The organism is Pedobacter ginsengisoli (assembly GCF_030244015.1).
Taxonomy (GTDB): domain Bacteria; phylum Bacteroidota; class Bacteroidia; order Sphingobacteriales; family Sphingobacteriaceae; genus Pedobacter; species Pedobacter ginsengisoli.
Genome location: NZ_JASSYX010000001.1, coordinates 209390 through 235564 on the forward strand (window position 1 = coordinate 209390; position 26175 = coordinate 235564).

The 26175-nt window shown below is 44.0% G+C and carries 27 protein-coding genes and 1 tRNA gene; 3 read left to right on the forward strand and 25 right to left on the reverse strand.

Translation table 11 applies throughout. The annotated features are described in order from the left end of the window. Positions 1-136: 136 nt before the first annotated feature. From leuB to QEP08_RS00875, 12 genes are all read right to left on the reverse strand, one after another. Entirely contained in the window at positions 137-1195 is a 1059-nt protein-coding gene (gene leuB, locus QEP08_RS00820; protein WP_285054645.1) for a 3-isopropylmalate dehydrogenase, read from the reverse strand. A 67-nt stretch (positions 1196-1262) separates the two neighbouring features. Continuing rightward, positions 1263-2780 carry an alpha-isopropylmalate synthase regulatory domain-containing protein gene (locus tag QEP08_RS00825; protein ID WP_285054647.1) on the reverse strand — a complete coding sequence of 506 codons (1518 nt, stop codon included), beginning with the start codon at positions 2778-2780 and terminating at the stop codon, positions 1263-1265. Positions 2781-2824: 44 nt separating this feature from the next. Next, complete coding sequence (gene leuD / locus QEP08_RS00830) at positions 2825-3421, reverse strand: 3-isopropylmalate dehydratase small subunit (RefSeq protein WP_285054650.1); 597 nt, start codon at positions 3419-3421, stop codon at positions 2825-2827. An 18-nt stretch (positions 3422-3439) separates the two neighbouring features. Continuing rightward, positions 3440-4846 (reverse strand): 3-isopropylmalate dehydratase large subunit, encoded by a 1407-nt coding sequence (gene leuC, locus QEP08_RS00835; RefSeq protein WP_285054653.1) that lies wholly within the window; start codon positions 4844-4846, stop codon positions 3440-3442. A 36-nt stretch (positions 4847-4882) separates the two neighbouring features. Then, positions 4883-6046, reverse strand: coding sequence for a 2-isopropylmalate synthase (locus QEP08_RS00840; protein ID WP_285054655.1), 1164 nt, complete (start codon positions 6044-6046; stop codon positions 4883-4885). A gap of 5 nt (positions 6047-6051) precedes the next feature. After that, entirely contained in the window at positions 6052-7566 is a 1515-nt protein-coding gene (locus QEP08_RS00845) for an ATP-binding cassette domain-containing protein (protein WP_285054658.1), read from the reverse strand. A gap of 2 nt (positions 7567-7568) precedes the next feature. Continuing rightward, on the reverse strand, positions 7569-9050 hold the full coding sequence (ilvC, locus tag QEP08_RS00850) for a ketol-acid reductoisomerase (RefSeq protein WP_285054660.1): 1482 nt from the start codon (positions 9048-9050) through the stop codon (positions 7569-7571). Positions 9051-9086: 36 nt separating this feature from the next. Continuing rightward, entirely contained in the window at positions 9087-9551 is a 465-nt protein-coding gene (locus QEP08_RS00855) for a DinB family protein (protein WP_285054661.1), read from the reverse strand. 15 nt (positions 9552-9566) lie between these two features. Further along, on the reverse strand, positions 9567-10184 hold the full coding sequence (gene ilvN, locus QEP08_RS00860) for an acetolactate synthase small subunit (protein ID WP_285054662.1): 618 nt from the start codon (positions 10182-10184) through the stop codon (positions 9567-9569). Between the two features lie 10 nt (positions 10185-10194). Then, on the reverse strand, positions 10195-11934 hold the full coding sequence (ilvB, locus tag QEP08_RS00865; RefSeq protein WP_285054664.1) for a biosynthetic-type acetolactate synthase large subunit: 1740 nt from the start codon (positions 11932-11934) through the stop codon (positions 10195-10197). A gap of 32 nt (positions 11935-11966) precedes the next feature. Beyond that, positions 11967-13664, reverse strand: a complete 1698-nt coding sequence (ilvD, locus tag QEP08_RS00870; protein WP_285054667.1) for a dihydroxy-acid dehydratase — start codon at positions 13662-13664, stop codon at positions 11967-11969. Positions 13665-13703: 39 nt separating this feature from the next. Then, positions 13704-14594 carry a branched-chain amino acid transaminase gene (locus QEP08_RS00875; RefSeq protein ID WP_285054670.1) on the reverse strand — a complete coding sequence of 297 codons (891 nt, stop codon included), beginning with the start codon at positions 14592-14594 and terminating at the stop codon, positions 13704-13706. Between the two features lie 436 nt (positions 14595-15030). Between QEP08_RS00875 and QEP08_RS00880 the strand changes: the two genes are divergently transcribed. Further along, complete coding sequence (locus tag QEP08_RS00880) at positions 15031-15198, forward strand: hypothetical protein (protein WP_285054672.1); 168 nt, start codon at positions 15031-15033, stop codon at positions 15196-15198. Here the strand turns inward: QEP08_RS00880 and QEP08_RS00885 are convergent. The 3 genes from QEP08_RS00885 to atpD form a co-directional block, all read right to left on the reverse strand. Beyond that, positions 15185-15307 (reverse strand): hypothetical protein, encoded by a 123-nt coding sequence (locus QEP08_RS00885; RefSeq protein ID WP_285054675.1) that lies wholly within the window; start codon positions 15305-15307, stop codon positions 15185-15187. The genes QEP08_RS00880 and QEP08_RS00885 overlap by 14 nt on opposite strands. A 117-nt stretch (positions 15308-15424) precedes the next feature. Beyond that, entirely contained in the window at positions 15425-15667 is a 243-nt protein-coding gene (gene atpC, locus QEP08_RS00890) for an ATP synthase F1 subunit epsilon (protein ID WP_285054678.1), read from the reverse strand. 11 nt (positions 15668-15678) lie between these two features. Further along, positions 15679-17181, reverse strand: a complete 1503-nt coding sequence (atpD, locus tag QEP08_RS00895) for a F0F1 ATP synthase subunit beta (RefSeq protein WP_285054680.1) — start codon at positions 17179-17181, stop codon at positions 15679-15681. A 235-nt stretch (positions 17182-17416) separates the two neighbouring features. Between atpD and QEP08_RS00900 the strand changes: the two genes are divergently transcribed. Then, on the forward strand, positions 17417-18322 hold the full coding sequence (locus tag QEP08_RS00900) for an SDR family oxidoreductase (RefSeq protein ID WP_285054682.1): 906 nt from the start codon (positions 17417-17419) through the stop codon (positions 18320-18322). On the opposite strand, the gene QEP08_RS00905 is transcribed toward QEP08_RS00900, so the two are convergent. Further along, positions 18309-18947 carry a DUF6266 family protein gene (locus tag QEP08_RS00905; protein WP_285054685.1) on the reverse strand — a complete coding sequence of 213 codons (639 nt, stop codon included), beginning with the start codon at positions 18945-18947 and terminating at the stop codon, positions 18309-18311. The two genes, QEP08_RS00900 and QEP08_RS00905, sit on opposite strands and share 14 nt — an antisense overlap. A 405-nt stretch (positions 18948-19352) precedes the next feature. Between QEP08_RS00905 and QEP08_RS00910 the strand changes: the two genes are divergently transcribed. Next, positions 19353-19425, forward strand: a tRNA-Arg gene (locus QEP08_RS00910). Between the two features lie 113 nt (positions 19426-19538). Here the strand turns inward: QEP08_RS00910 and QEP08_RS00915 are convergent. From QEP08_RS00915 to sufD, 9 genes are all read right to left on the reverse strand, one after another. Further along, positions 19539-20204, reverse strand: a complete 666-nt coding sequence (locus QEP08_RS00915) for a zeta toxin family protein (protein WP_285054686.1) — start codon at positions 20202-20204, stop codon at positions 19539-19541. Further along, on the reverse strand, positions 20191-20457 hold the full coding sequence (locus QEP08_RS00920; RefSeq protein WP_285054688.1) for a hypothetical protein: 267 nt from the start codon (positions 20455-20457) through the stop codon (positions 20191-20193). The genes QEP08_RS00915 and QEP08_RS00920 overlap by 14 nt, the downstream gene beginning before the upstream one ends. Positions 20458-21292: 835 nt before the next feature. Further along, positions 21293-21769, reverse strand: a complete 477-nt coding sequence (locus tag QEP08_RS00925) for a DinB family protein (protein ID WP_285054689.1) — start codon at positions 21767-21769, stop codon at positions 21293-21295. Positions 21770-21821: 52 nt separating this feature from the next. Next, positions 21822-22310 carry an anthrone oxygenase family protein gene (locus QEP08_RS00930; protein WP_285054692.1) on the reverse strand — a complete coding sequence of 163 codons (489 nt, stop codon included), beginning with the start codon at positions 22308-22310 and terminating at the stop codon, positions 21822-21824. 84 nt (positions 22311-22394) lie between these two features. Beyond that, positions 22395-22850, reverse strand: a complete 456-nt coding sequence (locus tag QEP08_RS00935) for an RrF2 family transcriptional regulator (RefSeq protein ID WP_285054694.1) — start codon at positions 22848-22850, stop codon at positions 22395-22397. Positions 22851-22861: 11 nt separating this feature from the next. Further along, positions 22862-23176: an iron-sulfur cluster assembly protein gene (locus QEP08_RS00940; protein ID WP_285054697.1), complete on the reverse strand. Its 315-nt coding sequence runs from the start codon at positions 23174-23176 to the stop codon at positions 22862-22864. A gap of 11 nt (positions 23177-23187) precedes the next feature. Next, entirely contained in the window at positions 23188-23637 is a 450-nt protein-coding gene (locus tag QEP08_RS00945) for a SufE family protein (protein WP_285054699.1), read from the reverse strand. Beyond that, positions 23637-24851 carry a cysteine desulfurase gene (locus QEP08_RS00950; protein ID WP_285054700.1) on the reverse strand — a complete coding sequence of 405 codons (1215 nt, stop codon included), beginning with the start codon at positions 24849-24851 and terminating at the stop codon, positions 23637-23639. The genes QEP08_RS00945 and QEP08_RS00950 overlap by 1 nt, the downstream gene beginning before the upstream one ends. A 1-nt stretch (position 24852) precedes the next feature. Then, the gene (gene sufD / locus QEP08_RS00955; RefSeq protein ID WP_285054702.1) at positions 24853-26154 is read right to left on the reverse strand and encodes a Fe-S cluster assembly protein SufD; all 1302 of its coding nucleotides are present in this window, start codon (positions 26152-26154) and stop codon (positions 24853-24855) included. Between the last annotated feature and the right edge of the window lie 21 nt (positions 26155-26175).

The following is a 26175-nucleotide window of genomic DNA, read 5'->3' on the forward strand; positions in this document are numbered from 1 at the left end:
TTGCTTAAACTTAAGACTGTTCATTAGAATCGTCATTGCGGGCACGAAGCAATCTCATTATAGTGTGAGATTGCTTCGTGCCCGCAATGACGGGTATCTTTTAGCCATACGCGACGAAGGCTATCTTGTCGCCTTACTAAATATTAGCCGCCAGCCAGTCGCCTACCTCACTGGTTTTGTAAGCTTTGTTTTTTCCGGAAAGATCTTCAGTTACGATTCCTTCCGCCAGGGATTTGTTGACAACCGATCTGATCAGCTCTGCTTCTTCTTTCAGTCCGAAAGCGTCTTCAAACATCATGGCAGCAGACAATACCGTTGCCAGAGGATTGGCGATGTCTTTGCCGGCAGCCTGAGGATAAGAACCATGGATCGGCTCAAATAAAGAAGTATGTACACCAATCGAAGAAGAAGGCATCAGGCCCATTGAACCTGAGATTACAGAAGCCTCATCGGTCAGGATATCACCAAAAAGGTTTTCCGTGATCAGTACATCATAAGAGCTTGGCCATTGTACTAAACGCATTGCCACCGCATCCACAAATTCGTAGCTAACTGTTACTTCAGGATAATCTTTCTCCATATCCTGTACGGTCTCTCTCCACAAACGTGAAGTTTCCAGTACATTGGCTTTATCTACACAACATAATTTTTTGCTGCGGGACATGGCCATTTCAAAACCTAATTTAGCCAGCCGCTGTACTTCTTCCCTCGTATAAGTACAAGTGTCAAAAGCAGTATTTCCATCATCTTTTCTGCCCCTTTCGCCAAAATAAATACCGCCGGTCAGCTCACGGAGAATGATCAGGTCTGTACCTTCGATGCGTTCCCTTTTTAATGGTGAATTGTCAATCAAAGAAGGAAAAGTGAACGTAGGGCGTACGTTTGCAAACAAACCCAGTTTCTTGCGCATTTTCAGAAGACCTTGTTCCGGACGGACCGTAGCTTTCGGATCGTTATCAAAACGAGGGTGTCCGATTGCCCCAAAGAGCACCGCATCAGCAGCCATACAGATGTCGTGTGTAGCATCCGGGTAAGGTTCGCCAACTGCATCTATTGCAGCAGCGCCTGTCAATGCAGATGTCCAGACAATTTCGTGATTAAATTTCTTTGCTATAGCATCTGATACTTTTACAGCCTGGTCAATAACCTCCGGCCCGATTCCATCTCCTGCTAAAAGCGCAATGTTAAGTTTCATATATTCTTGGTTGTATTTTAATATTTGTTTAATTATACAGTTAATTGTTTCCGACTTGTCCCGGGCCCTAAATAATATTCAGCATTTTTTGGGTAGCTTTGATGGCACAGACCGTCTGGTCCGAATCCAGTCCCCTGGTGATAAATACCTTCTGGTCGGTTTCCCAGGTGATGATGGTTTCACACAAAGCATCGGAATTACTGCCCGGTGCAATCCTTACCGCATAGTCGATCAGTTTTGGTAAACTTCTTTTTTTCTTGGTATAAACACTCGTCAACGCATTCATAAAGGCATCAAACTGACCGTCACCCTGCGCATTCTCTTCAAATTTTTCGCCATCTATCACTACAGAAATGGTTGCAGAAGGACGAAGTCCCATGGCATTTGTCAGTACATAAGACTCCACAATTACCTTTTCTTCATAAAGGCTGCTGTCCAGTACATCTGAAATGATATACGGCAGGTCCTCTTTGGTTACCGTTTCTTTTTTATCTCCAAGTTCAATCACCCGCTGGGTCACTTTTTTGAGATCTGCATCATTAAGTTTTAAACCCAGTTCCTGCAGGTTCTTTTCAATATTGGCCTTACCAGAAGTCTTTCCGAGCGCATATTGCCTTTTCCTGCCAAATCTTTCAGGCAGCAGGTCATTGAAATACAGGTTATTCTTGTTGTCGCCATCAGCGTGGATCCCGGCAGTCTGGGTAAACACATTGTCGCCGACAATAGGTTTATTTGAAGGAATCCGGACACCGGAAAAAGTCTCGACAAGTTTGCTCACCGTATAAATAGAGGATTCTTTAAGCCTGATCTCTACCTCAGGGGCGAAATCGTTGATGACAGCTACGGCACTGGCCATAGCTGCGTTTCCCGCCCGTTCGCCCATCCCGTTTACCGTCAGGTGCAACCCGCTGATCCCTGCCTTTACCGCTTCCAAAACGTTTGCGGTACCCAGATCATAATCGTTGTGTGCATGAAAATCAAAATGGATGCCCGGATACTTGTCCTGCAGCGCCCTGATGAACTTAAAAGTTTCACCTGGTGTTAAAATCCCCAGGGTGTCAGGCAGCAATATCCGCTCTACGTTTTGCGAAGTCAGGAAATCCAGGTATTGAAACACATATTCCGGAGAATTGCGCATGCCATTGCTCCAGTCTTCCAGGTAAACATTTGTCGAAATATCATGGCTGGCTGCCAGGCCGATCACATGTCTGATCTCAGCAAAATGCTGTTCAGGTGTTTTTTTTAACTGATGCGTCAGGTGGTTGAGCGAACCTTTGGTCAGCAGATTTTGTACTTTAACGCCAGCTTGCAGCATCCAGTCAATAGAGACACCGTTGTCCACAAAAGTCAGCACTTCAATACGATCGGTATATCCATTTGTTTTAGCCCAGTTCATTACGGCCTTAACCGCCTGAAATTCTCCTTCAGACACACGTGCAGAAGCGATCTCGATCCGGTCTACCAGGAGCTCCTCCAATAATAACTGGGTGATGGTCAACTTTTCCGAAATGGAGAAAGATACCCCAGATGTTTGTTCTCCATCACGGAGTGTGGTATCCATTATTTCTATTTTCCTTCTTTCCATTTACCGGTTTTATTTTGTTTTGTGTTGTATAGCCGTTTCTTTTGTTAAATAGGGAGCTGCTTTGCGAACTCCTCAATTTCTGGTTTGATGCTTTGCAGGTAATCGATGTCATCAAAACCATTCAGCATATTGTCTTTTTTATATGGGCTGATTTCAAAAGTCTCTTTTTCGCCGGTTGCCAGCAGTGTAATGGTTTGTGCCGGCAAGTTTACCTCCAGCTCTGTATTTGGATCAGCAAAAATCGCCGAAAAAATCTTTTCAGAAAATTCAGGACTAACCTGCACCGGCAACACGCCAATGTTCAGACAGTTGTTCCTGAAAATATCAGCAAAAAAGCTGGATACCACACACCTGAACCCGTAGTCGTAGACAGCCCAGGCGGCATGCTCTCTTGAAGAGCCTGAACCGAAGTTTTTACCGCCGACCAATATTTTACCGGTGTAAACAGGATTATTTAGTACAAAATCTTTTTTAGGTGTATTGTCAGCATTGTATCTCCAGTCGCGGAAAAGGTTATCACCAAATCCAACGCGTTCTGTAGCTTTTAAAAAGCGGGCAGGGATCAGCTGATCCGTATCCACATTCTCGATAGGAAGGGGAACAGCAGTGCTTTTTAATATATTAAATTTATCGTAGGCCATTTTAATCTTTTATTTGTGTTAGACAAGTTCTTCAATTAAGGTTCTTGGGTCAGTAACCATTCCTGTAACTGCGGCTGCAGCGGCAACCAGCGGACTGGCTAGCATCGTTCTTGATCCGGGCCCCTGTCTGCCTTCAAAGTTTCTGTTAGAGGTACTCACTGCATATTTTCCGGCAGGGATCTTATCGTCATTCATGGCCAGACAAGCAGAACATCCCGGCTGACGTAAAGTAAAACCAGCTTCTGTTAGAATATCCAGCAGACCTTCTTCTTTAATCTGAGATTCCACGATATGAGAACCCGGAACCAGCCAAACGGTTACGCCATCAGCTTTATGTCTTCCTTTTACAATTGAAGTAAAGGCCCTGAAGTCCTCAATCCGTCCATTGGTACAGCTGCCTACAAATACAAAATCTACCTTCTTGCCGATCATCGAATCGCCTTCAGAAAAGCCCATGTAGCCCAATGACTTGGCATAAGTGGCCGCACCACCTTCAGCATGTTCTGCGTCAGGAATCTCATGGGAAATACCCATTCCCATTCCCGGGTTGGTACCATAAGTGATCATTGGCTCAATAGAAGAACCGTCAAAAGTTAATTCCTTGTCAAAAACAGCGTCCGGATCAGTCTTCAATGTTTTGTAGTAAGCCAGGGCTCTATCCCATGCTTCGCCTTTAGGGCTAAATTCACGGCCTTTTACATAATTGATGGTGGTTTCGTCCGGAGCGATCATACCACCGCGGGCACCCATTTCAATACTCAAATTACAAACAGTCATCCGGCCTTCCATGGTCATGTTCTCAAAGACATCACCAGCGTACTCCACGAAATATCCGGTAGCGCCTGAAGTAGAAAGCTGAGAGATGATGAACAGCGCCACATCTTTTGGTGTAACACCAAGACCTAGTTTGCCGTTTACGTTAATGCGCATTTTTTTAGGCTTAGGCTGCATGATACACTGCGTAGAAAGTACCATTTCCACCTCAGAAGTACCAATACCAAAAGCGATAGCGCCAAAAGCACCATGGGTGGAAGTATGTGAATCCCCGCAAACGATAGTAGCACCCGGTTGTGTGATCCCGTATTCAGGACCTACCACATGCACAATACCATTTTTTTGGTGGCCCAGTCCCCAGTGGCTAATGCCATACTCATTCGAATTAGACTCCAAAGCCTTCAGCTGATTGGCAGAAAGCGGATCTGCGACCGGAAGGTGCTGGTTAATGGTTGGCGTGTTGTGATCTGCGGTTGCAAACGTACGCTCAGGATATAAAACTTTGATGCCCCTGCTTTTTAAACCTAAAAAGGCAACCGGGCTGGTCACTTCGTGAATAAGATGGCGGTCAATAAAAAGCACATCAGGGCCACCTTCAATCTTACGTACCACGTGAGTGTCCCACACCTTATCAAATAATGTCTTGCTCATTTTCTTTATTTTTATAATTTTTCCTGCTGAGAGGGGTTAAGCCAATTGCTGCTTGCCCATCATCAACAAAAGATCTTGGTCATTAATATCTAATTTACTGTCGGCTACGGTCAGGAAGCGGTGATAAGCGTCTGAAAGCTCCTCTTTAGTCAGGGTAAAGCCCAGACGCTCCAGGTGAAACTTTAACGCATGTCTTCCGCTGCGTGCTGTCAGCACAATACTTGCATCCGGAAAACCGACATCTTCAGGTCTGATGATCTCATAGTTCTCCCGGTTTTTAAGGAAGCCATCCTGGTGGATACCAGAACTATGCGCAAACGCATTGCTGCCAACGATTGCTTTATTCGGTTGTACAGGCATTCGCATCTGCGAACTCACCATCCGGCTGATCTCGTAAAAGTTCTTCGTATTGATATTGGTATGCAGTCCAAGTGCCTGGTGTGTTTTCAGGATCATGACGACCTCTTCGACAGAAGTATTACCTGCGCGCTCACCAATGCCGTTAATGGTACCTTCAATCTGACGTGCGCCATTTTGCAGACCTGCAATTGAATTTGCAGTCGCAAGGCCCAGGTCATTGTGGCAGTGCACAGAAATAATCGCATTGTCAATATTTTTTACGTTCTCTTTCAGGAATCTGATCTTGCTGCCGTACTGGTCTGGCAGGCAATAACCATTGGTATCTGGTATATTGACCACCGTGGCACCTGCTGCGATCACAGCCTCTACCATCTGCGCGAGGAAATGAATGTCGGCACGGCCGGCATCCTCCGCATAAAACTCAATATCTTCTACATATTGTTTCGCATATTTCACAGCATCAACGGCACGGGCCAGGATGTCTTCCCTGGTGCTGTTGAATTTGTGTTTGATGTGCATATCAGAAGAACCGATACCCGTATGGATCCTCGGGCGCTTTGCGTATTTCAGTGCAGCCACAGCAGAATCAATATCACCTTTATTGGCACGTGTCAGCGCACAGATGATCGGCTCCGATACCGCTTTGGACAGTTCTACAACGCTCTGGAAATCTCCGGGACTGGAAATAGGGAAGCCTGCCTCGATAATGTCTACACCAAGCGCCTCCAGTTCTTTGGCGATTTCTATTTTTTCAGGGGTCGTCAACTGACAGCCCGGCACTTGTTCACCATCACGCAAGGTGGTGTCAAACACATAAACTCTATTCGGATCGTGTAACATATTTCTTAGGGTTTAGTAAGTATTTCAAAGTTTTCAAAATTATCAGCTGTTTCCACAGCCTCAGTCATCGTTTCAATGGACTTTACCGCGCCATTTTCCAGTAAGATCCTTTTCTCTATACAAGAAGGAACAAGCGCATCAAAATGTCCAACGTAGATCAGCGTGGTCCCATTCTTGCACAGCTCATCCACCAGCATATTAAAATATCTCGTCTGATGCAGGTCCAGGCCCTGACAAGGCTCATCCAGTATCAGTAATTCCGGGTTTTTTATGATCGTTCTGGCCAGCAGGGCCAGTCGCTGTTTGCCCAGGGGCAGTTCAGTCATCAGCACATTTTTGTATTCTTCAAGACCAAAATAACTGACCAGTTCATCTGCCTGCGCGTGCTTGGTAGAGCCAGGCTCACAGAACAGTCCCGAGCTGTCATAAAAGCCGGAAGCGATACTTTGCCATACCGTAGCCGAGGGATCAAAATACCAGTGCAGTTCAGGAGAGATCAGGCCGATACGGGCCTTGATTTCCCAAATGCTTTCACCGGATCCCCGCTTGTTGCCAAACAAATAAAAATTATTGGAATAAGCCTGCGGATGGTCACCGCAGATCAGGCTCAGTAAAGTTGACTTCCCGGAGCCGTTATGACCCTGAAGCAGCCACTTCTCACCAGATCTGACCTCCCAGTCCACATTCCTCAATACCTGTTTTTCGCCATAACTGACGTTGATGCCGATCATTTTTACCACAAGCTCCGACGCAGCAGCAGCGGGGTGTTCCCTGAGAAAGGCCGGAACCGGCGGAACAGTTTCCTCCGTAAAGAAATCTGTCATGCGGTCAGAAGCAGAAATTTCAACCAGCTTTCCTTCCCTGATCTCGGCCAAGCGGTCAATGCACGCAGGTATCTCCAGATCGTTGGCGATCAGGATCAGCTGCATGCCCTGTTCAGCAAGCTCATCCAGTAAAGTATTCAGGTTTTCGCGTGAGCGGGTATCGAGGCCATTATAAGGCTGGTCAAGGATCAGCAACTGCGGATTGAGCCATAAAGCCTTTACCAGCTGCAGTTTTTTATGCTCACCGCTCGACAACTGTATCAGCGTCGAATCGATCAGAGCGGCAAAGCCAAGGTCTGACATGATCCTTTCCGCAATACCAAAATTCAGCCCATGTTTCTTGCCGTAGCTTTCCAGCTCCGCCCTTACGGTAGCCGTGACTTCAACAGCCTGTTTGTTGTAACGCTGCTGATAATAAAAATTAGACTGGCCTTCCAGATCTTTGAACTGGTACCAGTTGGCCACATAATGAACAACCGGAGGCTGTGCAGCCTCCGGTTTGAAATTTAATGTGATGCTGCCATTTGCGCGGACCAAACCCGCAATGGCTTTAGCCAATGTCGTTTTACCACTGCCGCTTGCTCCGTATACCAACCAGTTCTCCGATGGATTTATGGTCCAGTTCAGATCCTGTAATACCGCTTTCTGGCGGTACCAAAGGTTAAGGTTGGTGATATGGACGACGGGCTCTGACATTACTATGCAGTTTTTATAGCTTTCATCGCAGTCATTGCCTTTCTCAATACCGCACCGATCTGTTCTACCTGATGTCCGCGGATCGCTTCATTCACTTCGATCAATGCCCTGTTGTCAACCGCTCCGTCTTTACCTTCATTGAAGTTTTTACCGACAAGATCAGTGTCCACTTTTTTCATGAAATCAGCCAATAGAGGTTTACAAGCCTGGTCAAACAAATAACAGCCATATTCAGCAGTATCAGAGATCACACGGTTCATTTCAAACAATTTTTTACGGGCGATCGTATTGGCGATCAGCGGGGTTTCATGCAATGACTCATAGTATGCAGACTCCGGTTTGATACCAGCCTGAACCATAGTTTCAAAAGCAAGCTCAACACCAGCCCTTACAAAAGCAACCATTAAAGTATAGTTGTCAAAATATTCCTGCTCACCGATCTTCACATCACCGGCAGGGGTTTTTTCAAAAGCAGTTTCACCTGTTTCAGCACGCCATGCCAGCAGGTTTTTATCACCATTGGCCCAGTCTTCCATCATGATCCGGCTGAATTCACCACTCATGATGTCATCCTGGTGTTTCTGGAACAAAGGGCGCATGATGTCTTTCAATTCTTCTGACACTTCAAAAGCTTTGATCTTGGCTACATTACTCAGCCTGTCCATCATTGCAGTGATGCCACCTTGTTTCAAGGCTTCAGTGATCACTTCCACACCGTACTGAACCAGTTTAGAAGCATACCCTGCATCAATTCCTTTTTCGATCATTTTATCAAAAGAGAGGATAGAACCGGTTTGCAACAGACCGCAAAGAATGGTCTGCTCACCCATTAAGTCAGATTTTACCTCAGCTACAAAAGATGATTTCAAGACACCAGCCCTGTGGCCGCCGGTACCAACGCAATACGCTTTAGCCTGCAGCAGACCTTTTCCTTCAGGATCGTTTTCCGGGTGTACAGCGATCAAAGTAGGAACACCAAAGCCCCTTACATATTCAGCCCTTACTTCACTTCCCGGACATTTAGGAGCCACCATGATCACCGTAATGTCTTTACGGATCTGCATGCCTTCCTCTACAATGTTAAAGCCATGTGAATACAATAAGGTAGCACCTTGCTTCATCAAAGGCATTACCGCATTTACAACAGCAGTATGCTGTTTATCAGGAGTCAGGTTGATCACCAAATCAGCCGAAGGGATCAGTTCTTCATAAGTTCCTACAGTAAAACCATTGTCTGTAGCATTTTTCCAGGAATCTCTTTTGCCCTCGATAGCTTCTTTACGCAAAGCATAAGAAACATTTAAACCACTATCTCTTAAATTTAAACCCTGGTTCAGGCCTTGTGCGCCACAGCCAACGATTACCAGTTTTTTACCTTTCAGCACATTTACGCCATCAAGGAATTCAGCGCTGTCCATGAAATCGCAAACACCCAATTGGTTTAATTTTTCTCTAAGAGGCAGTGTGTTAAAATAATTTGACATCTTTTTTATTTTTTTGATTAAGGTTCGTTTTAATTTTTATTTATTATTTAATGCTTTTTTAATTGACGAGGCACATCCGTAATGGAAGGCATCGTGGACCGGAAAAAACCTGATGGCATCAGCCGTACTGTTCAGCGCCACCCCATAAGTGGTCATAAACCCATGGTAATTTACAAAATTACCCGCATTCAGGTCACTTTCCAAAACATCTACAGTGCTTAGCATGAGCGCCTTTAAAGCTTCCACTTCCGTTTTGTCAATGAACCGTTCCGGCTTTGTCCCCTTCTGGTACTCCAGCGTCATCTGGTCGCTGATCTTTAGCTCCAGGCCCGCCAGCTTATAGCAAAGCAATTGCTGGCTCACAATGATGTGCCCGAAATTCCAGATCATATTGTTGTTAAAGCCTGCCGGTACCTGGTTTAATTCTTCGATAGAAGCACTTTCTATCAACTGAATGAAATTCTTCCTGGTCTGCCTGATGATGGTGAATAAATGTTCCATTGCGTTCAAAGCGGCCTACATGCTAAAAACATTCTTCGCCTTGTCAAGATATTCATTTTCAATAACGTCTTCACCAGGTTCTCTCCGTTCAAATTCCCTCAGCTTCCGGTTAAAACCCTCACTGTCTTTAATGATCGCCACCCTTGCACTCCTGACAAATTCGATCAGTCCGTATGGCTGCAGTACTTCGATCAGCTTGTCTGTTTCTTCCCTGTGCCCTGTAGTTTCAAATACGGTATAATCCTTACGGATCACTACTGCTCTTGCACCATTTTCACGGAGCAGGCGCTCTACCGAAACCAATTCGGCAATGGTATCCGTAGGCACTTTATACAAGGCCATTTCCTGCCAGATGATATCTTCATTGGTATTGTAATATACCTTCAACACCTCCACCTGTTTTTCAATCTGACGGGCAAGCTTGCGCACTACCTCTTCAGTTTCATGGATCAGGATGTTGAAGCGGTGAATGTGCTCAATCTCCGATGGCGATGTATTCAGGCTTTCAATATTGATCTTTCTTCTCGAGAAGATAATCGCTATACGGTTCAGGATACCTATGCGGTTCTCCGTATATACCGTGATCGTAAATTCCTGTTTGCTGTTTGATTCTATATCGTTTGAATTGCTCATGATCTGCTAATTATTTAAGTCTGATTTCACTAACACTGCTGCCCTGAGGTACCATCGGGAATACATTGTTCTCTTTGGCCACCATCACTTCCAGCAAATAAGAGCCTTTGTGGTTCAGCATCTCCGCAAGCGCTGCTTCCAGGTCTTCACGTTCTGATACCTTTTTACCGGCAATACCATAGGCATCCGCCAGTTTAACAAAATCAGGGCTGGTAATGTCCACAAAGGAGTAGCGCTTGTCGTGGAACAGCTGCTGCCATTGGCGCACCATTCCAAGGAATCTGTTGTTCAGGATCATGATCTTAACGTCAATGCCGGTCTGCATGATAGTACCCAGTTCCTGGCAGGTCATTTGAAAACCACCGTCGCCGATAATGGCCACTACAGTCCGGTCCTGGGCACCAAACTTAGCACCTATTGCGGCAGGCAATCCAAATCCCATAGTACCAAGACCACCACTGGTGATATTGCTTCTGGTCTGCTGGAAATGTGCATAGCGGCAGGCCACCATCTGGTGCTGGCCTACGTCAGTTACAATCACCGCTTCTCCTTTAGTCAGGTCATTCAGCTTATTCACTACCTCACCCATGGTCATTTCACCACTTACAGGGTTCAGTTCATCATGAATAACGGTTTCGTACTCTGTTTTGTCGTATGCCCTGAACTCGGCCACCCAGGCGTCATGTGTCTTTGCTTCGATCAACGCTGTAAGCATCGGAAGGGTTTCCTTACAGTCGCCCCAAACCGGAACATCCGCCTTAACATTCTTATCAATCTCGGCAGGGTCAATGTCCAGATGGATGACCTTTGCCTGTTTTGCATATTTATCCAGACGGCCGGTTACCCGGTCATCAAAACGCATACCGATGGCGATCATGACATCGCAGGCATTGGTCTGTACATTAGGCCCGTAATTGCCATGCATACCCAGCATTCCGACATTCAGCGGATGATCAGTAGGAATTGCACCGGCACCCAGTATAGTCCATGCAGCAGGAATTCCACTTTTCTCTACGAATGCCTTAAACTCTGCCTCTGCGCTGCCCAGCAAAACTCCCTGGCCAAATAAAATGAAAGGTTTCTTCGCAGAATTGATCATAGCCGCCGCTGCTTCTATATATTCTTTTCTTACCAATGGTCTCGGACGGTAACTGCGGATGTGCTCACATGGAACATAACCTTCGTATTCAAACATTTGCAGCTGCGCATTCTTAGTAATATCGATCAGTACAGGGCCAGGTCTGCCACTGCGGGCGATGTAAAAAGCTTTGGCCAGTACACCTGGAATTTCGGTGGCATCAGTGATCTGGTAATTCCATTTGGTAACCGGGGTAGTGATGTTGATCACATCTGTTTCCTGAAAAGCATCAGTTCCCAGTAAGTGGGCAAAAACCTGTCCGGTTATACAAACCATAGGCGTGCTGTCGATCTGGGCATCAGCTAAACCTGTCACCAGGTTGGTCGCACCCGGGCCGCTGGTGGCAAATGCCACACCGACCTTGCCGGAAGTACGGGCATATCCCTGCGCCGCATGTGTGCCGCCTTGTTCATGACGTACTAAAATATGTTTTAATTTATCGCTGTAATCGTAAAGTGCATCATAGATCGGCATGATGGCACCGCCCGGATAACCGAAAATTGTATCGGTACCCTCGGCTATTAATCCTTCCAACAAAGCTACAGAACCCGAAACCGTTACAGTCTTTTTAGGTTCCGTTAAAGTATTTGCTTCTGCTTGTACTGTATCCATTGTATAGTGTTTTATAGGGGTTTCCAATTTTGTTAATGCGTGTACGAATCGGTAACGCAGCCTTCGCTGGCATTGCTTACCTGTTTCAGGTATTTATAAAGGACGCCGCTTTTGACGGGCGGAGGCAGCTGTTTCCAGACCGCCCGGCGTGTAGCCAGTTGTTCTTCAGTCAGGTGCACGTCAATAGCGTTCTTTGCCGCATCAATGGTAATGATGTCATCATCATGCACCAGGGCAATATTTCCGCCCTCCCATGCCTCAGGGGTAATGTGTCCGACCACGAAACCGTGTGTGCCGCCTGAAAAACGACCATCCGTGATCAGGGCTACAGATTTACCCAAACCTGCGCCAATAATCAATGAAGTAGGTTTCAGCATCTCCGGCATACCCGGAGCACCTTTAGGACCAACCTGTCTGATCACAACAACATCTCCGCTTTTCACTCTGCCGCTCTGGATACCTGCCATCAAAGATTTTTCTCCGTCAAAAACACGCGCAGGGCCTGTAAATTTCTCGCCCTCTTTACCGCTGATCTTTGCAACTGAACCTTTTGTTGCCAGATTGCCGTACAGCATTTGTAAGTGACCGGTTTCTTTGATCGGATTTTCTATAGGGAAGATGATCTTTTGGGTATCAAAATCCAGATCTGCGGCGTCAGCCACATTTTCTGCAATGGTTTTTCCGGTTACGGTCAGACAATCGCCATGGATCAACCCCACTTTTAATAAATATTTCAATACTGCAGGTACACCGCCGATCTCATGCAGGTCTTCCATCAGGTAAGTTCCGCTGGGCTTCAAATCTCCCAATACCGGAGTGCTGTCGCTCACCTTCTGGAAATCTTCAAGCGTCAGGTTCAATCCAACAGACTTGGCTATCGCTATCAGATGCAAGACCGCATTTGTCGATCCTCCCAATACCATTACTGTTACAATCGCATTGTGAAACGCTTTCTCAGTCATGATGTCTGCAGGCAGAATGTTTTTTTCCAGAAGAATACGGATATACTTTCCTGCCTCCACACACTCTTTCTTTTTCTCTTCACTCACCGCCGGGTAAGAAGAGCTGTACGGCAAACTCATACCCAGCGCCTCAATAGCAGAAGCCATCGTATTTGCTGTATACATACCACCGCATGAACCCGCTCCGGGACAGGCGTTTTTGATTACGCCCTGAAAATCCTCTTCTTCTAAATTGCCGGCCAGTTTTTGTCCTAAAGCCTCAAATGCCGACACAATATTTAATGAAGCACCTTTATACTTTCCTGAATGTATACTTCCGCCATACACCATGATTGAAGGACGGTTCAGGCGGCCCATCGCCATGATGGAACCTGGCATGTTCTTATCACAGCCGGGAATTGTGATCAGGCCATCATAATACTGGCCGCCGCAGATGGTTTCAATAGAATCCGCGATAACGTCTCTGGAAACCAGAGAATAGCGCATCCCGTCAGTTCCGTTGGACATGCCATCACTTACACCGATAGTGCCAAAAGTCAAACCGACCATATCATTTTTCCAGACACCTTCTTTCACGATCTGCGCCAGATCATTCAAATGCATATTGCAGGTGTTTCCATCATAACCCATGCTGGCAATACCAACCTGGGCTTTGTCCATGTCTTCTTTGGTCAATCCAATTCCATAAAGCATAGCCTGAGCAGCCGGCTGGGTAGGATCCTGGGTAAATGTTTTACTGTAACGGTTGATTTCTGATGTTTGTGACATATATTAGGTCTGTAGGTGTGTTATATGATTACTTCTGTGTTATATGATTACTTCGTAATTTTGTTTTTCTAATGCCAGTGATTTATAGGTGCGCTGTATCGTTGCGCCCACACTGTCCGGCCATCTGAGCGGAAATTTATATTCGTCAACAGATCCGATTCCGGCTATTTCCGTAGCAGTGCCGCAAAAAAATGCACTGTCGGAATGTTTTAAGTCCTTTATGGTCAGATGTTCTTCAATCAGTTCAATATCGAGTACATGGCACAATTCTATCACGGTCTCCCGGGTGATTCCCGGCAGAATATTTCCAATAGGAGGGGTGTATAAACGGCCGTTTTTCTCAATAAATATATTAGCACCCGGTGCCTCAGCAACATTACCGTAACTGTCCAAAAGTAAGGCCTCGTCAAATCCTTTGCTTTTGGCTTCGGTAGTCGCCAGTATGGAATTTACATAGTTACCACTTACCTTAGCTTCTATAGGTGTCGACTTAGGGCTTGGCCGCTCATAGCTGGATACCATAACCTTCAATAACTTATGTCCCAGATAGGCATCCCACTCAAAAGCACAGATCATGATCGATACATCTTTTGCGGCAATTAGCGACATATTGGGTGCGCAGTAAATCAGTGGCCGGATATATGCGTTCTTTAAATTATTGTATTCCAGTAATTTATAAGTCTTCTTGATCAGTTCGTCAATGTTCCATTTAAATGGAATGTGTACCAGTTCGGCAGAACGCCTCAATCTTTCAAAATGCTCCCTGGCTTTGAAAATGCGTGTACCGTTGTGCGTGTGGTATGCCCTTAAACCGTCAAATACCGCATATCCATAATGCAGCGACTGTCCGTATAAACTAGTGGTTGTATCACTGGCTTTTTCAAACCTGCCGTTTAAATAAAGTACGGTATTTGAATTGAAGTACTGCATTTTTGTATGGGTATGTAGGGTATTAAATTTATATTAAGTGTTTCATTAAAAAAGCGCCACTTTTGGGTGGCGCTTTGTATATTTTGTATTAAATATTCAATTATAGCGCCATGTCCTTCCGAATAATCAGCAGGAGAATCACATTTGTGATGACTGTAAACAAGGTGCTAACTGAATTGCTCATGTTAATAATTATTATCGTTGGTTTATAGAATCCAATTTACCGTTTGAAGTTTAAACTATCAATAGGCTATTGAAAATAATTGAAAAAAAATATAATTTCAAAATTTAAAGAATATAACAAATTAAATACTTATATATGCGCATATTACATTTCTTAAAGTGGACGTCTCTATACCAAATATGAAATCGGTATTCAGTATAGGTTTTATGCAAGCATTATAAATTGTGCCATTTTCTTCCTAAAATGCTTAAAGTGTTAATAAAAGTTGACAAAATTACGATCGTTTTACTGTCTGTTGTCCCGCACTTTAGCCATCGCTATTTTGCTCATTACCGCCATGCCCATTACTGCTCTGCTCCTCATCACCCGGACCTGGTCATACCGCTCATCATCACCCCGCTCATCATCACCCCGCCCTGATCACGCCGCTCCTCATCGCCCTGTCCTGGTCACGCCGCTGCTCATCACCCCGCCCGTCATTGCGAGGCACGAAGCAATCTCCCGGAGCGGAGCTCTGCGGACCTTGCAATTTTTATTATTGTAGTGTAGATTGTTTCGTGCCCCGCAATGACGAAACCGGAGGCCGCTTAAATAAAAAAGCCCTTTGAAATTTCAAAGGGCCTTTCAATATTGAATAAATTAAATATTAAGCTACCCCTTCGGCCAGCACAATAATTTTGTTTTTTAAAACTTCCACTACGCCACCTTTGATATTAAAGGTATCCTCACCGGCTTTGCCTTTTACAATTACAGGGCCATCTTCCAAAGTGGAGATGATGGGCGCGTGGTCTCTCAAAATCTGGAAAGAACCCATTGTGCCGGGAACTGTAACAGCGGTTACTTCGCCTTCAAAAACTTTCTTGTCTGGGGTTAATATTTCTAGTGTCATTGTTTTTGTGACTAGTTTGCTTCAGCTAATAGTTTTTTACCTTTTTCAATTGCCTCTTCAATGCTTCCTACAAGGTTAAATGCAGCCTCAGGATACTCATCAACTTCGCCATCCATGATCATGTTAAATCCTTTGATGGTATCTTTGATGTCAACCAAAACACCTTTTAAACCTGTAAATTGCTCTGCTACGTGGAAAGGCTGAGATAAGAAACGCTGAACACGGCGTGCGCGCGATACCACCAGTTTATCTTCCTCAGAAAGTTCATCCATACCCAGGATGGCAATGATGTCCTGAAGTTCTTTATAACGTTGTAACGTTTCTTTCACGCGCTGAGCAGTGTTGTAGTGTTCATCACCCAAAATAGCCGGAGAAAGGATCCTTGAAGTAGAATCCAAAGGATCCACAGCAGGGTAGATACCAAGCTCAGCAATTTTACGGGACAATACTGTAGTCGCGTCCAGGTGGGCAAAAGTAGTCGCCGGAGCAGGGTCAGTTAAATCATCTGCGGGTACATAAACTGCTTGTACAGATGTAATGGAACCGCGTTTGGTTGAAGTAATACGCTCCTGCATCAGACCCATCTCAGTAGCCAGCGTTGGCTGGTAACCTACCGCCGAAGGCATACGGCCCAATAGTGCCGACACCTCAGAGCCTGCCTGAGTGAAACGGAAAATGTTGTCAACGAAGAAAAGGATATCTTTTCCTGCGCCCTGACCATCACCGTCACGGAAATATTCAGCAACAGTTAGTCCTGATAAAGCCACACGTGCACGTGCACCAGGAGGCTCATTCATTTGACCGAATACCAATGTTGCTTTAGATTCTTTTAATTTTTCAGTATCAACTGTTTTCAGGTCCCATCCGCCTTTTTCCATTGAATGGAGGAAGTCTTCGCCATAGTTGATTACACCAGATTCGATAAACTCCCGCAAAAGATCATTACCCTCACGTGTACGTTCACCCACACCGGCAAATACAGAAAGACCTGCATAAGCTTTAGCGATGTTGTTTACCAATTCCATGATCAATACCGTCTTGCCAACACCCGCACCACCAAACAAACCGATCTTACCGCCTTTTGCATAAGGTTCAAGCAAGTCAATCACTTTAATACCGGTAAAGAGCACCTCAGTTTCAGTAGACAGCTCGTCAAATTTAGGAGGAGCATTGTGGATAGGGCGGCCACCGGTTTTGTCAACCGCATTGATCCCGTCAATAGCTTCACCAACAACATTGAACAAACGACCTTTGATCTGGTCGCCTACCGGCATTTTAATAGGAGCTCCGGTGTCCACTGCGTCCATTCCGCGAACCAAACCGTCAGTCGAGTCCATCGCAATCGCACGTACACGGTCTTCACCAAGATGTTGCTGAACTTCTAAAATGATCTTCTGTCCGTTTTCTTTTTCGATCTCTAAGGCAGAGAAGATTTGAGGTAAATGAGCAGCGTCAGCAAAACTCACGTCAACTACCGGTCCTATAATCTGCGCTATTTTTCCAATGTTAGGCATATATTGTTTTGGGTAAAATTATAAATATCAATTTGTTAAAGGCGCTTTTATAAGCTCACAATTCGGTTTGCAAAGTTAAAATTTAAATACAAGAATTACATATATAAATAAAAAATTTTTCCACAGTTTTTTATTCGGTAATTTGGTAGCTGAAAAAGGGCCTTTATCATACTTCGTTTTGGCTGTTTAAAATCATTTAGCATTTTTGAAATTTGAAATCTTATCGAGCCGGTCAATGAAGAAGATATTAGTAACAGGCAGCAACGGTCTTTTAGGTCAGAAGATCACAGAACAGATCCTGCAGACCCGGCAGTTTGATTTGATCGCCACGTCCAGGGGCGCAAACCGTTTTCCGGTGCAGGAAGGGTATACCTATGCCGAGATGGACATTCTGGATCCCCTGAATGTGAGAAATGTGGTACATCATTATCAGCCGGATGCAATTATTCATACTGCTGCCATGACCAATGTTGATACCTGCGAGGCACAGCAGGATCTCGCGAACCGCTTAAATGTGGATGCAGTTAAAACGCTCATCTCCGTTTGTGAAAAAAACCAAATACAGCTGGTCCACCTTTCAACCGATTTTATATTTGACGGTGCCAGCGGACCATATGACGAAGCTGCGGAGCCGAGTCCGGTAAGTCATTACGGTCTTACCAAGGTTCGGGCAGAGGAAGCAATAGCCGCATCGTCCTGCGACTGGGTCATCATCCGGACTATATTAGTATATGGTATTGTGAGCGATATGAGCCGGAGCAATATTGTACTGTGGGCCAAAAATGCACTGGAAAAGGGTGACCCTATAAACGTAGTAAATGACCAGTGGCGCATGCCGACGCTGGCAGAGGATCTTGCCATAGCCTGTCTGCTTGCTGTAGAAAAGAAAGCACAGGGCATTTACCACATTTCAGGAAAGGATATGATGAGTGTGGCTGAACTGGTAACACGGGTGGCAGATTACTGGCAGCTGAACCAGTCGGGCGTTACCGAAATCAGTTCTGCCTCTTTAAACCAAAAAGCCAGAAGACCTGTAAAAACAGGCTTCGTGCTGGACAAGGCCATAAAGGATCTGGGATATGTTCCTCACAGTTTTGAAGAGGGGCTTGAACTGTTTGACAAGCAGATCAAATCACGGTAACTGCGCCGAGGTATTCGTTGGTCGAGGCAATGCTAAAAGCTTTTGAATAAAAACTCAGATAACAGTGGACTACCTGTCCGCTAAACTTTCCGGGGAAAATTAAGCGGCTGCCCTCATCGGCCCTGACGCCGGCATCTGTTAGTTTCGCAAATTTCAAACCTTCAGGGCTGTAGGCCACCAGACTGACCTGGTCTTGCGCACCGCGATAGTTATTGAAATCACCGTTTTGCCAGGTAAAATCGATGGTATTTGTTTCGGTTGAAACCACTTTCAAGGATGATGCGCTAAGCAGATCTCCTTTACTGTACAGGAGATTTGGAAAATCGATGTTTAGATCCGGATAGCTGCCCGTCACCGCATACTGCATATTGTAAGAAAGCGCAGAATTCATCGGTGTGGTCTTTTCGTAATTTTGATAGCAGTTCTCAATGATCTGGTCCACTCCTAGTAAAAATCCCCTGAAAAGCACCATCTTCAGGCGCTGAGCTAACTGCAGAGCGGTTGCGGGCTTGTTGCTGGGTTCGGGCAAGCCCCTAATGTAGTCAATTCCTCTCCAGGATGCGCCGACTACTGTGCCTACTTTTCCTGAGAAACCACCGAGGATTCCGTTTGTAATTCTTGCCATACTTTGTAATTTCTATTTACATTGATTTTTGTCTTTGCTAAATTCATTAATTTTGATGTTATAACTATAAAAGAGATGAGAGTTTTTTTTAAAGTGAAGGGTGAAGAATGTAGTAAAACCGCATATTGATCAAGGTCTTGTTAAGAGCAAGTCCTCACATGAAACACACCTGAGTCACACTTTCTTCACAAAAAGGTACCTGTTTGTGGCTTTGGTGTGAACAAGGTGTGAAGAATGTGTGAACCTGGATGGATGGCGATGTAATTATCTGTGTTATTAGCTTCAATGATGTAGTACAGGCTTAGCTTACAGTTTATTAATACAGCCTCCGGAATAAATTGCTTAAAAAAATTGCTAAATTGAATTTCAAGCATTACTTTTGCATTCCGTTAACGAAACGGAAATGCATTTGTAGCTCAATGGATAGAGCATCTCACTACGGATGAGAAGGTTTGGGGTTCGAGTCCCTACAAGTGCACAGAAGAAAGCCTTAGAGAGATCTAGGGCTTTTTTGTTTTTTGAATTTAGGAAACGGGCTGTTTCCTAAATTCCATAGGGAAATGTAAATAAAATCTACGGCTTTGATATGTATTAGGAATTTAACTTTTTTATATTAGTTATGTACTGTTTAATTGAGGCTGATAAATTCGGTAGTCCCGATTTAATCCAGTTTTTCTTTAGTGCACTTTTTAAGGCAAACTTAACTTCACCATTTTCCAGTTTTGCGAGTAGTGTTGGTATTTTTGTGCCATCATAAAGTTCAATAACTTTAAAAGATGACGTGAAATCGTTGATGAAGCGTAGATTTTGTTCGTAAACACCTTTAATTGTTGAAGGCTCTACATAATGTCCGCCTTCCATTACTCTTTGACCAACCCTTGCCACGCAATCACTAACTTTGTCCAGACACAAATAATTTAGTTGGATTTGGTAGCTGTTATTTTCAAACAAGTCAATGTATCTCCAATAGTCTGGATGTGATAATGGCGTTTCCAGAACAAAGTGTTTACGTTGTTTAATGGCACTTTTCATTTCTTCTACCAGTTTCTCTTCCATCATTCTGGTCGCTTTTGGTAGTAACTCTTTAGCGTTTACTCCGGTCTTAGATAGTTTCTTTTCGAATTCAATACGGGTATTATCTCTATCAAATGACCAAATGCCATTAAATGCTTCTGGTAACATGGTTTGAATATGCGTTGATTTTCCAGCTCCATTTGGCCCCGAAATGACCAATAAGGTTGGCTTAGAGTAATCCATGTACTTTCCTGACTTGATTTGCTTCGATATTAGATAAGGTTTTTATAACACGGTATTCGAATACTCCACCTTTAGAACTTACTTCCTGAAGTTCAATGTGACCGTCGGCGAATTCCCTGTAAACTTGACCATCAGGCAGCTTATCAGAAAGGATTAAAAATGGAAGGTTTTTGCTGAAGTTTTTTGTACGGAGTGCCTTTATAGTACTCAGATAATGCTCCTTCTTGATTTCGAATTCAATAACTGCGGACATAATTATTTCTTTTATTAGACTATAAATTTACCAATGTAAAAATACGAATTTTATGCCTTAAGTGCAAAATCTCGGTGCTTTTCAGCCGTAAAAATCCCTACTAGAGAAGAGTTCATTTTACCGCATCTCTAGTAGGGATGATTTTGTAGTTTCGTCACTAGCAAAATCATCCCAATTTGAAAAAGTTGAAATTTTAGCACATTAATCAGTCTTGTATTTTGTAAATCCATTTTCAGCCCAAATCTGTGTTAAAGGCTTATTTCTCCTTTCCTGATCCGTATAACATCGTTTATATCGAAGCTTGAAATCTCTACTAAGGGGTTCGCTGTTAAACAACGTGTCCAAGTTTGCAATTTTCTTCAAATCATCGATAAAATGATGCGAGAACAGTCCCTCGATGGGCGCAAACAAAGTTTCCCATATGGGAAAGACTGTTTAAAAAAGTATTTCTGAAAGCCTTTGGAGAGCATCTAAAGGCTTTTTTGCGTATCACATCTTAATTGTGTTCTGACCACAAGCATGGGACAGACGTCTAAATTGCCTTTAATATACACCAGCGATATATATTGGTTATATTCGAATAGCCAATTATTAACAATCTCGGTCCGGTCATAATAGCGCCTTTGTAGTTTTAAAACAAGTGGTATTCTGGCCGGCGTTGAATATTCAGTATGTACTTAAGGCCGTTAAAGAAGAGCAAATGGACTGGTCACAACTTTCAGATTTGAAGGGGTTTAAGGGTTCACTTTGACTTTTAGATTCATGGCTATTTGATAACAACAAACTGATCTTTACATTTAAGAGTGGTAATTCAATTGAGCTCGGTTCAATCATTCTAAAACCGCATCACATCAGTATCCGGAGGTATGTGGCCGAGCAGCCTGGCCATGGTCATTGCCTGGCCCTTATGATGAAACTCGTGGGTAATAAGGTGAGTAAAAATGCTGTAAGCATCGGTTTCAATGTATTTTTCCGGCCATTTATAACCTTTGACAAGCTTCATTGGATCTGCTGCAAAATGAGCTATAAAACGACCCATGATCTCATCAATTTGGGCAAACAGGTTTTGGAGCTGTGTCAGATTCAGAGGCTCATCCTGGTCCAGGTAACCATCAGCACCTTTCAGGGCAAAATTGCCCGCCCAGGCGATATAAGTGTTGGCAATATGGACAAACATATAAGAAATGGTTTTATCGCTGAAGACAGAAACAGGCTTTGAAATATCGCCGGCGACCAGTGTTTCCAGAAACTGAAAAACTACCTGTCTGGTATCTCTAACCAATGCATATTGTGTGTAAAGCAGGTTTGACATACCGATCAATTTACAAAAATTAATAGATAATAGGTATACAGTCCATTTGAAACTATAGTGTTTTCTTACCCCGGCCTTCGCTATGAAAAATAATGGTTATTGCAAAAGATGCAAAACTCATCAGCGAGGTACCGGTTCGCAGACTGTGAAAAAGCTGCCATTTAGCACGAATTGCCTCCCAATCAGAAGGTGTCGTCGAGGCTGTCCATAATTTTATCTGGTTGTCAATCGGAACTTCTATCAATACAGTAATCAGCAAGGTAATGATGATCAGCAGGAGAGAGGCAAGTCCCCAATAAAACCCGGCCGAATTTCGGGAAGGATACCACCATACCGATAAAAGAACAGAGAGTATGCATAAGGGAAGGATGATCCGCATAGGAAAGGCTACATTTTTTATGATGATTTTGCCGATATGGATAAATTCGGCCGCTGAGAAATTCTCAATCGACCGGCTCAGGGAAAACCAGGTTCCCCAGAATAATCCTGTTACCAGCAACAATAACAGCAATGCGATGAATTGAATAAATTTTATTTTCATAATATGAATAGGGAAAAATCTCAACCTCCACATCAACAATTTAAAAAACAGAAAGTTTGTATGATCTTCAAGAGAACTTTCAAATCAAATTCCAATCATCTTGTTCAGCAACTGCCCTGTTGTTTCCTCAGAACTCATCAGGTCCTGCAAAGTAACTTTATCCAGTAACTGGTCAACCGTAAATTGAATCATTTGCCAAAGCGACCTAACGGAGCAGTCTACAGAATTGGTGCAAAGTTTTAAAGTACCCGGGTAATTCTCACAAAATTTTTTGCTGTAAAGAGAGCCGCCCAGTATCTTCATTACCTGGTTAATATTAATCTCTGCAGCAGGCCTGGCTAATATATATCCCCCTTTATTGCCTGGCGTACTTTTAAGGTATCCTGCAAGGCGAAGTGTCCGCGTAAGTTTTGCCACATACGCCGCAGAAAGACCCTCGGCCTCACTGATAATAGGGATAGTCGCATCCTCTTTATTTTCACGTCTGGCAATGTGCAGCAATATCCTTAAGCCGTATTCTTCCTGAGCAGTTATCTTCATCCTCTTCTATATTACATCATCCCTAATTCAAACCGTGCTGTTTCCGACATCATATCTCTGTTCCAGGCAGGCTCCCAGGTCACAATTACAGTAACCTCATTGACACCTTCGATCTGTTTTACTTTTTCCTCCACTTCCAATGGTATGGATTGCGCGGCAGGACACCCGGGAGCCGTAAGGGTCATTACAATCTGTATATTGTTTAAAGGAGGCAGTATTTCAGTTTCATAAATTAATCCCAGTTCATAAATACTAACCGGAATTTCCGGATCGTATATGGTCTGTAAACAATCTATAACTTTCTGTTTTAATTCTTCTTTATCCATGACCTTTTAATTTATTTATGATCAATTTGTTGATTGTCAATCGCCTGAAAGGCGATGGCATAATTCTTCATTTGCTTTATCATCGACAGCAAACCATTAGAACGTATCTGCGCCAAATGGGTCATCATTCCAATCTCTCCAATAAAATCCAGGCGGGCCTCAATAATCTCGGCGGGGGTATGGCCGGACAATACCCTGATCAGCATACTTATCAAGCCCTTCACAATAACGGCATCGCTGTCGGCCTTAAAAAATATGCGCCCATCTTCATAGGATGCCACCAGCCATACCGTACTCTGGCATCCCTTTATTTTGTTTTCATCAAGCTTATGTTCGTCTTCAAGAACAGCCAGCTTTTTACCCATGTCGATAATGTACTCGTATTTATCTTCCCAGGAATCAAACAGCCCGAAGTCTTCAATAATATCTTTTTCTATATCATTTATCGGCTTAATATCCATTACAAAAGCATTTTTATGGTTTTATGTAAGCTGGTAACCAATGCATCTATCTCTTCTTTTTGGTTATACAGGGCAAACGATGCTCTTATTGTACCCGGGATTCCAAAACGTGCCATTAAAGGTTGTGTACAATGATGCCCGGTTCTAACGGCAATACCCTGATTGTCGAGTAAAACACCAACATCCTGGGGATGTATGTCTTTAATGATGAAAGATACCAGGCTTACCTTTTCTTTGGCATTGCCGATAATGGTAAGGCCGGGGATGGCTTGCAATTGAGCTGTAGCATAAGCAAGCAATTCATTTTCGTGATCTCTGATCTGTTGTTTGCCAGTTTCGCTAATAAAATCGAGGGCTGCTTTTAAAGCTATAGTATCCGCTATGTTTGGTGTACCGGCTTCATATTTGTAAGGCAGGTCGTTATAAATTGTCTTTTCAAATGTAACTTCTTTGATCATCTCTCCGCCACCTTGAAATACCGGCATACTTTCCAGCAGTTCCTTTTTGCCATAGAGCACGCCTACACCTGTAGGGCCATATACTTTGTGGCCGGAAAAAGCGAAAAAATCACAATTTATGGCCTGTACATCTATGTCCATATGTACGGCCGATTGTGCCCCGTCAAGAAGTACTCTGGCACCGGCCCGGTGCGCGGCATCAATAATCTCTTTAACCGGATTTACTGTGCCTAATGAATTAGATACATGCACAACTGAGACCAGTTTGGTCTTATTGCTAAGCAGCGATCTGTAGACATCCATCGCCAGCTCACCATTATCATTAACGGGAATGACTTTTAAAATAGCGCCTTTTTCTTCGCAAAGTATTTGCCAGGGAACGATATTGGAATGATGTTCCATACCTGATATAATGATTTCATCACCAGCTCCGACGTTCTGCCTGCCCCAGGTATAAGCAACCAGGTTAATGCCCTCAGTAGTACCTCTTGTAAAAATGATCTCTTCTGGTGCAGCTGCACCAATGAATTCCTGTGCTGTATGTCTGGCGGCTTCATAAGCAGCAGTAGCTTCTTCTGCAAGCGTATGAATACCCCTATGGATATTGGCATTGTAATGTGTATAATAATGGGTGAGCGCATCAATAACCCGCTGTGGTTTTTGGGCCGTGGCAGCATTGTCAAAATACACCAGGGGTTTGCCCTTAACCATGCGGTTAAGAATAGGGAACTGTTGTCTGAGATCTAATGTGGCCATATTATTGAATTGCTAAATGTTCGTAAATCAGTTTAGCTACGTAAGAACGTAAAACCTCAGGTTTAATCTGCTCAACAATGTCCGCGGCAAAAGCCTCCAGCAATAGCACCTCGGCACTTTCTTTGGGAATGCCCCTTGCCCTTAAATAGAACAAAGCTTCCTCATCAAGTTGTCCTACGGTACACCCATGCGAACACTTAACATCATCTGCAAAGATCTCAAGCTGCGGTTTGGTGTTTATAGTGGCATTGTCTGACAATAAGATGTTCTTATTGCTCTGATAAGCATTGGTTTTTTGGGCATCTGGCTGAACCATGATGCGGCCATTGAATACCGCCGTCGAGGCATCATCTGCAATGCCTTTGTAAAGCTGATTACTAAAGCAATTTGGTTTTAAATTATCGATCAGCGTATGGTTATCAGCGTGGCTCTTTCCTTTTAACAGGTACAGACCGTAAAGATGAGTTTCGTTGCCATTCGCGTCAAGCACCAGATTCATATTGTTGCGTACTATGGCCCCGTTTAAAGTAAGTGTAACGGTGTGTACATAGCTTCGTCCGATCTGCCTGATATGTGTAGTATTTACCTGACTGGCGTTTGCGGTATCGTTCTGGATCTTGTAATATTCAACAAAAGCATTTTCTTTAACCACTATTTCCATCACCTGGTTGTTAAAACTGTCCGACGGACCAAGAGTTGCGTAGGTTTCTGTTAATTGCAGCCGGCTGCTTTCATCAACCAGGACCAGGCTCCTTGGCTGTGCAAGGGAAGGATGCTGTCTTGTGTCTAAGATATGGTAGAAATAAACCGGATGTTTAGGTTCCTTTCCTTTAAGTACATGGATAAAAACTCCGCCGCAGATGAAAGAAGTATTCAAAGCATGGATCCCATCACTCAGGTAATTGCTGCTGTGATCAAGCTGGGCCGCGACCAGGTCCTTATAAGCGCCAGTGGCGGCCACCTCAAGAGGCAATACTATAAGATCTGAAATGCCTGAACGAATATTGGAAAGCCCGGCTACGAAACGGCCATTTACAAAAACCAGCTCATTTGCCAGTTCGCTGCCTGGTAACCTTACGGCGTCAACATCTGCTAAAGTAACCCCGGACAGCCCTGCTATAGGGTATTCTTTGTCAAACAGACTGCTCACATTTGTATATTTCCAATCTTCGTCATGAAACGTGGGAACACCTGCTTTGGAAAAAGAATCAAAACCACTTTGTCTTAAGCCGGCAATAGTACCTTTGGGATCTGCTTCCTGCAGCTGCTCAAACTGATCCTTAAAATAAGCTATATCGTTCATTGTAAATTCTTTTAAATGCGC

Excerpts from the sequence above, each read along its gene's own strand:
- leuB (WP_285054645.1), bottom strand. The coding sequence starts at position 1,195 with ATGAAACTTAACATTGCGCTTTTAGCAGGAGATGGAATCGGGCCGGAG.
- QEP08_RS00825 (WP_285054647.1), bottom strand. The coding sequence starts at position 2,780 with ATGGAAAGAAGGAAAATAGAAATAATGGATACCACACTCCGTGATGGA.
- leuD (WP_285054650.1), bottom strand. The coding sequence starts at position 3,421 with ATGGCCTACGATAAATTTAATATATTAAAAAGCACTGCTGTTCCCCTT.
- leuC (WP_285054653.1), bottom strand. The coding sequence starts at position 4,846 with ATGAGCAAGACATTATTTGATAAGGTGTGGGACACTCACGTGGTACGT.
- QEP08_RS00840 (WP_285054655.1), bottom strand. The coding sequence starts at position 6,046 with ATGTTACACGATCCGAATAGAGTTTATGTGTTTGACACCACCTTGCGT.
- QEP08_RS00845 (WP_285054658.1), bottom strand. The coding sequence starts at position 7,566 with ATGTCAGAGCCCGTCGTCCATATCACCAACCTTAACCTTTGGTACCGC.
- ilvC (WP_285054660.1), bottom strand. The coding sequence starts at position 9,050 with ATGTCAAATTATTTTAACACACTGCCTCTTAGAGAAAAATTAAACCAA.
- QEP08_RS00855 (WP_285054661.1), bottom strand. The coding sequence starts at position 9,551 with ATGGAACATTTATTCACCATCATCAGGCAGACCAGGAAGAATTTCATT.
- ilvN (WP_285054662.1), bottom strand. The coding sequence starts at position 10,184 with ATGAGCAATTCAAACGATATAGAATCAAACAGCAAACAGGAATTTACG.
- ilvB (WP_285054664.1), bottom strand. The coding sequence starts at position 11,934 with ATGGATACAGTACAAGCAGAAGCAAATACTTTAACGGAACCTAAAAAG.
- ilvD (WP_285054667.1), bottom strand. The coding sequence starts at position 13,664 with ATGTCACAAACATCAGAAATCAACCGTTACAGTAAAACATTTACCCAG.
- QEP08_RS00875 (WP_285054670.1), bottom strand. The coding sequence starts at position 14,594 with ATGCAGTACTTCAATTCAAATACCGTACTTTATTTAAACGGCAGGTTT.
- atpC (WP_285054678.1), bottom strand. The coding sequence starts at position 15,667 with ATGACACTAGAAATATTAACCCCAGACAAGAAAGTTTTTGAAGGCGAA.
- atpD (WP_285054680.1), bottom strand. The coding sequence starts at position 17,181 with ATGCCTAACATTGGAAAAATAGCGCAGATTATAGGACCGGTAGTTGAC.
- QEP08_RS00900 (WP_285054682.1), top strand. The coding sequence starts at position 17,417 with ATGAAGAAGATATTAGTAACAGGCAGCAACGGTCTTTTAGGTCAGAAG.
- QEP08_RS00905 (WP_285054685.1), bottom strand. The coding sequence starts at position 18,947 with ATGGCAAGAATTACAAACGGAATCCTCGGTGGTTTCTCAGGAAAAGTA.
- QEP08_RS00915 (WP_285054686.1), bottom strand. The coding sequence starts at position 20,204 with ATGGATTACTCTAAGCCAACCTTATTGGTCATTTCGGGGCCAAATGGA.
- QEP08_RS00920 (WP_285054688.1), bottom strand. The coding sequence starts at position 20,457 with ATGTCCGCAGTTATTGAATTCGAAATCAAGAAGGAGCATTATCTGAGT.
- QEP08_RS00925 (WP_285054689.1), bottom strand. The coding sequence starts at position 21,769 with ATGTCAAACCTGCTTTACACACAATATGCATTGGTTAGAGATACCAGA.
- QEP08_RS00930 (WP_285054692.1), bottom strand. The coding sequence starts at position 22,310 with ATGAAAATAAAATTTATTCAATTCATCGCATTGCTGTTATTGTTGCTG.
- QEP08_RS00935 (WP_285054694.1), bottom strand. The coding sequence starts at position 22,850 with ATGAAGATAACTGCTCAGGAAGAATACGGCTTAAGGATATTGCTGCAC.
- QEP08_RS00940 (WP_285054697.1), bottom strand. The coding sequence starts at position 23,176 with ATGGATAAAGAAGAATTAAAACAGAAAGTTATAGATTGTTTACAGACC.
- QEP08_RS00945 (WP_285054699.1), bottom strand. The coding sequence starts at position 23,637 with ATGGATATTAAGCCGATAAATGATATAGAAAAAGATATTATTGAAGAC.
- QEP08_RS00950 (WP_285054700.1), bottom strand. The coding sequence starts at position 24,851 with ATGGCCACATTAGATCTCAGACAACAGTTCCCTATTCTTAACCGCATG.
- sufD (WP_285054702.1), bottom strand. The coding sequence starts at position 26,154 with ATGAACGATATAGCTTATTTTAAGGATCAGTTTGAGCAGCTGCAGGAA.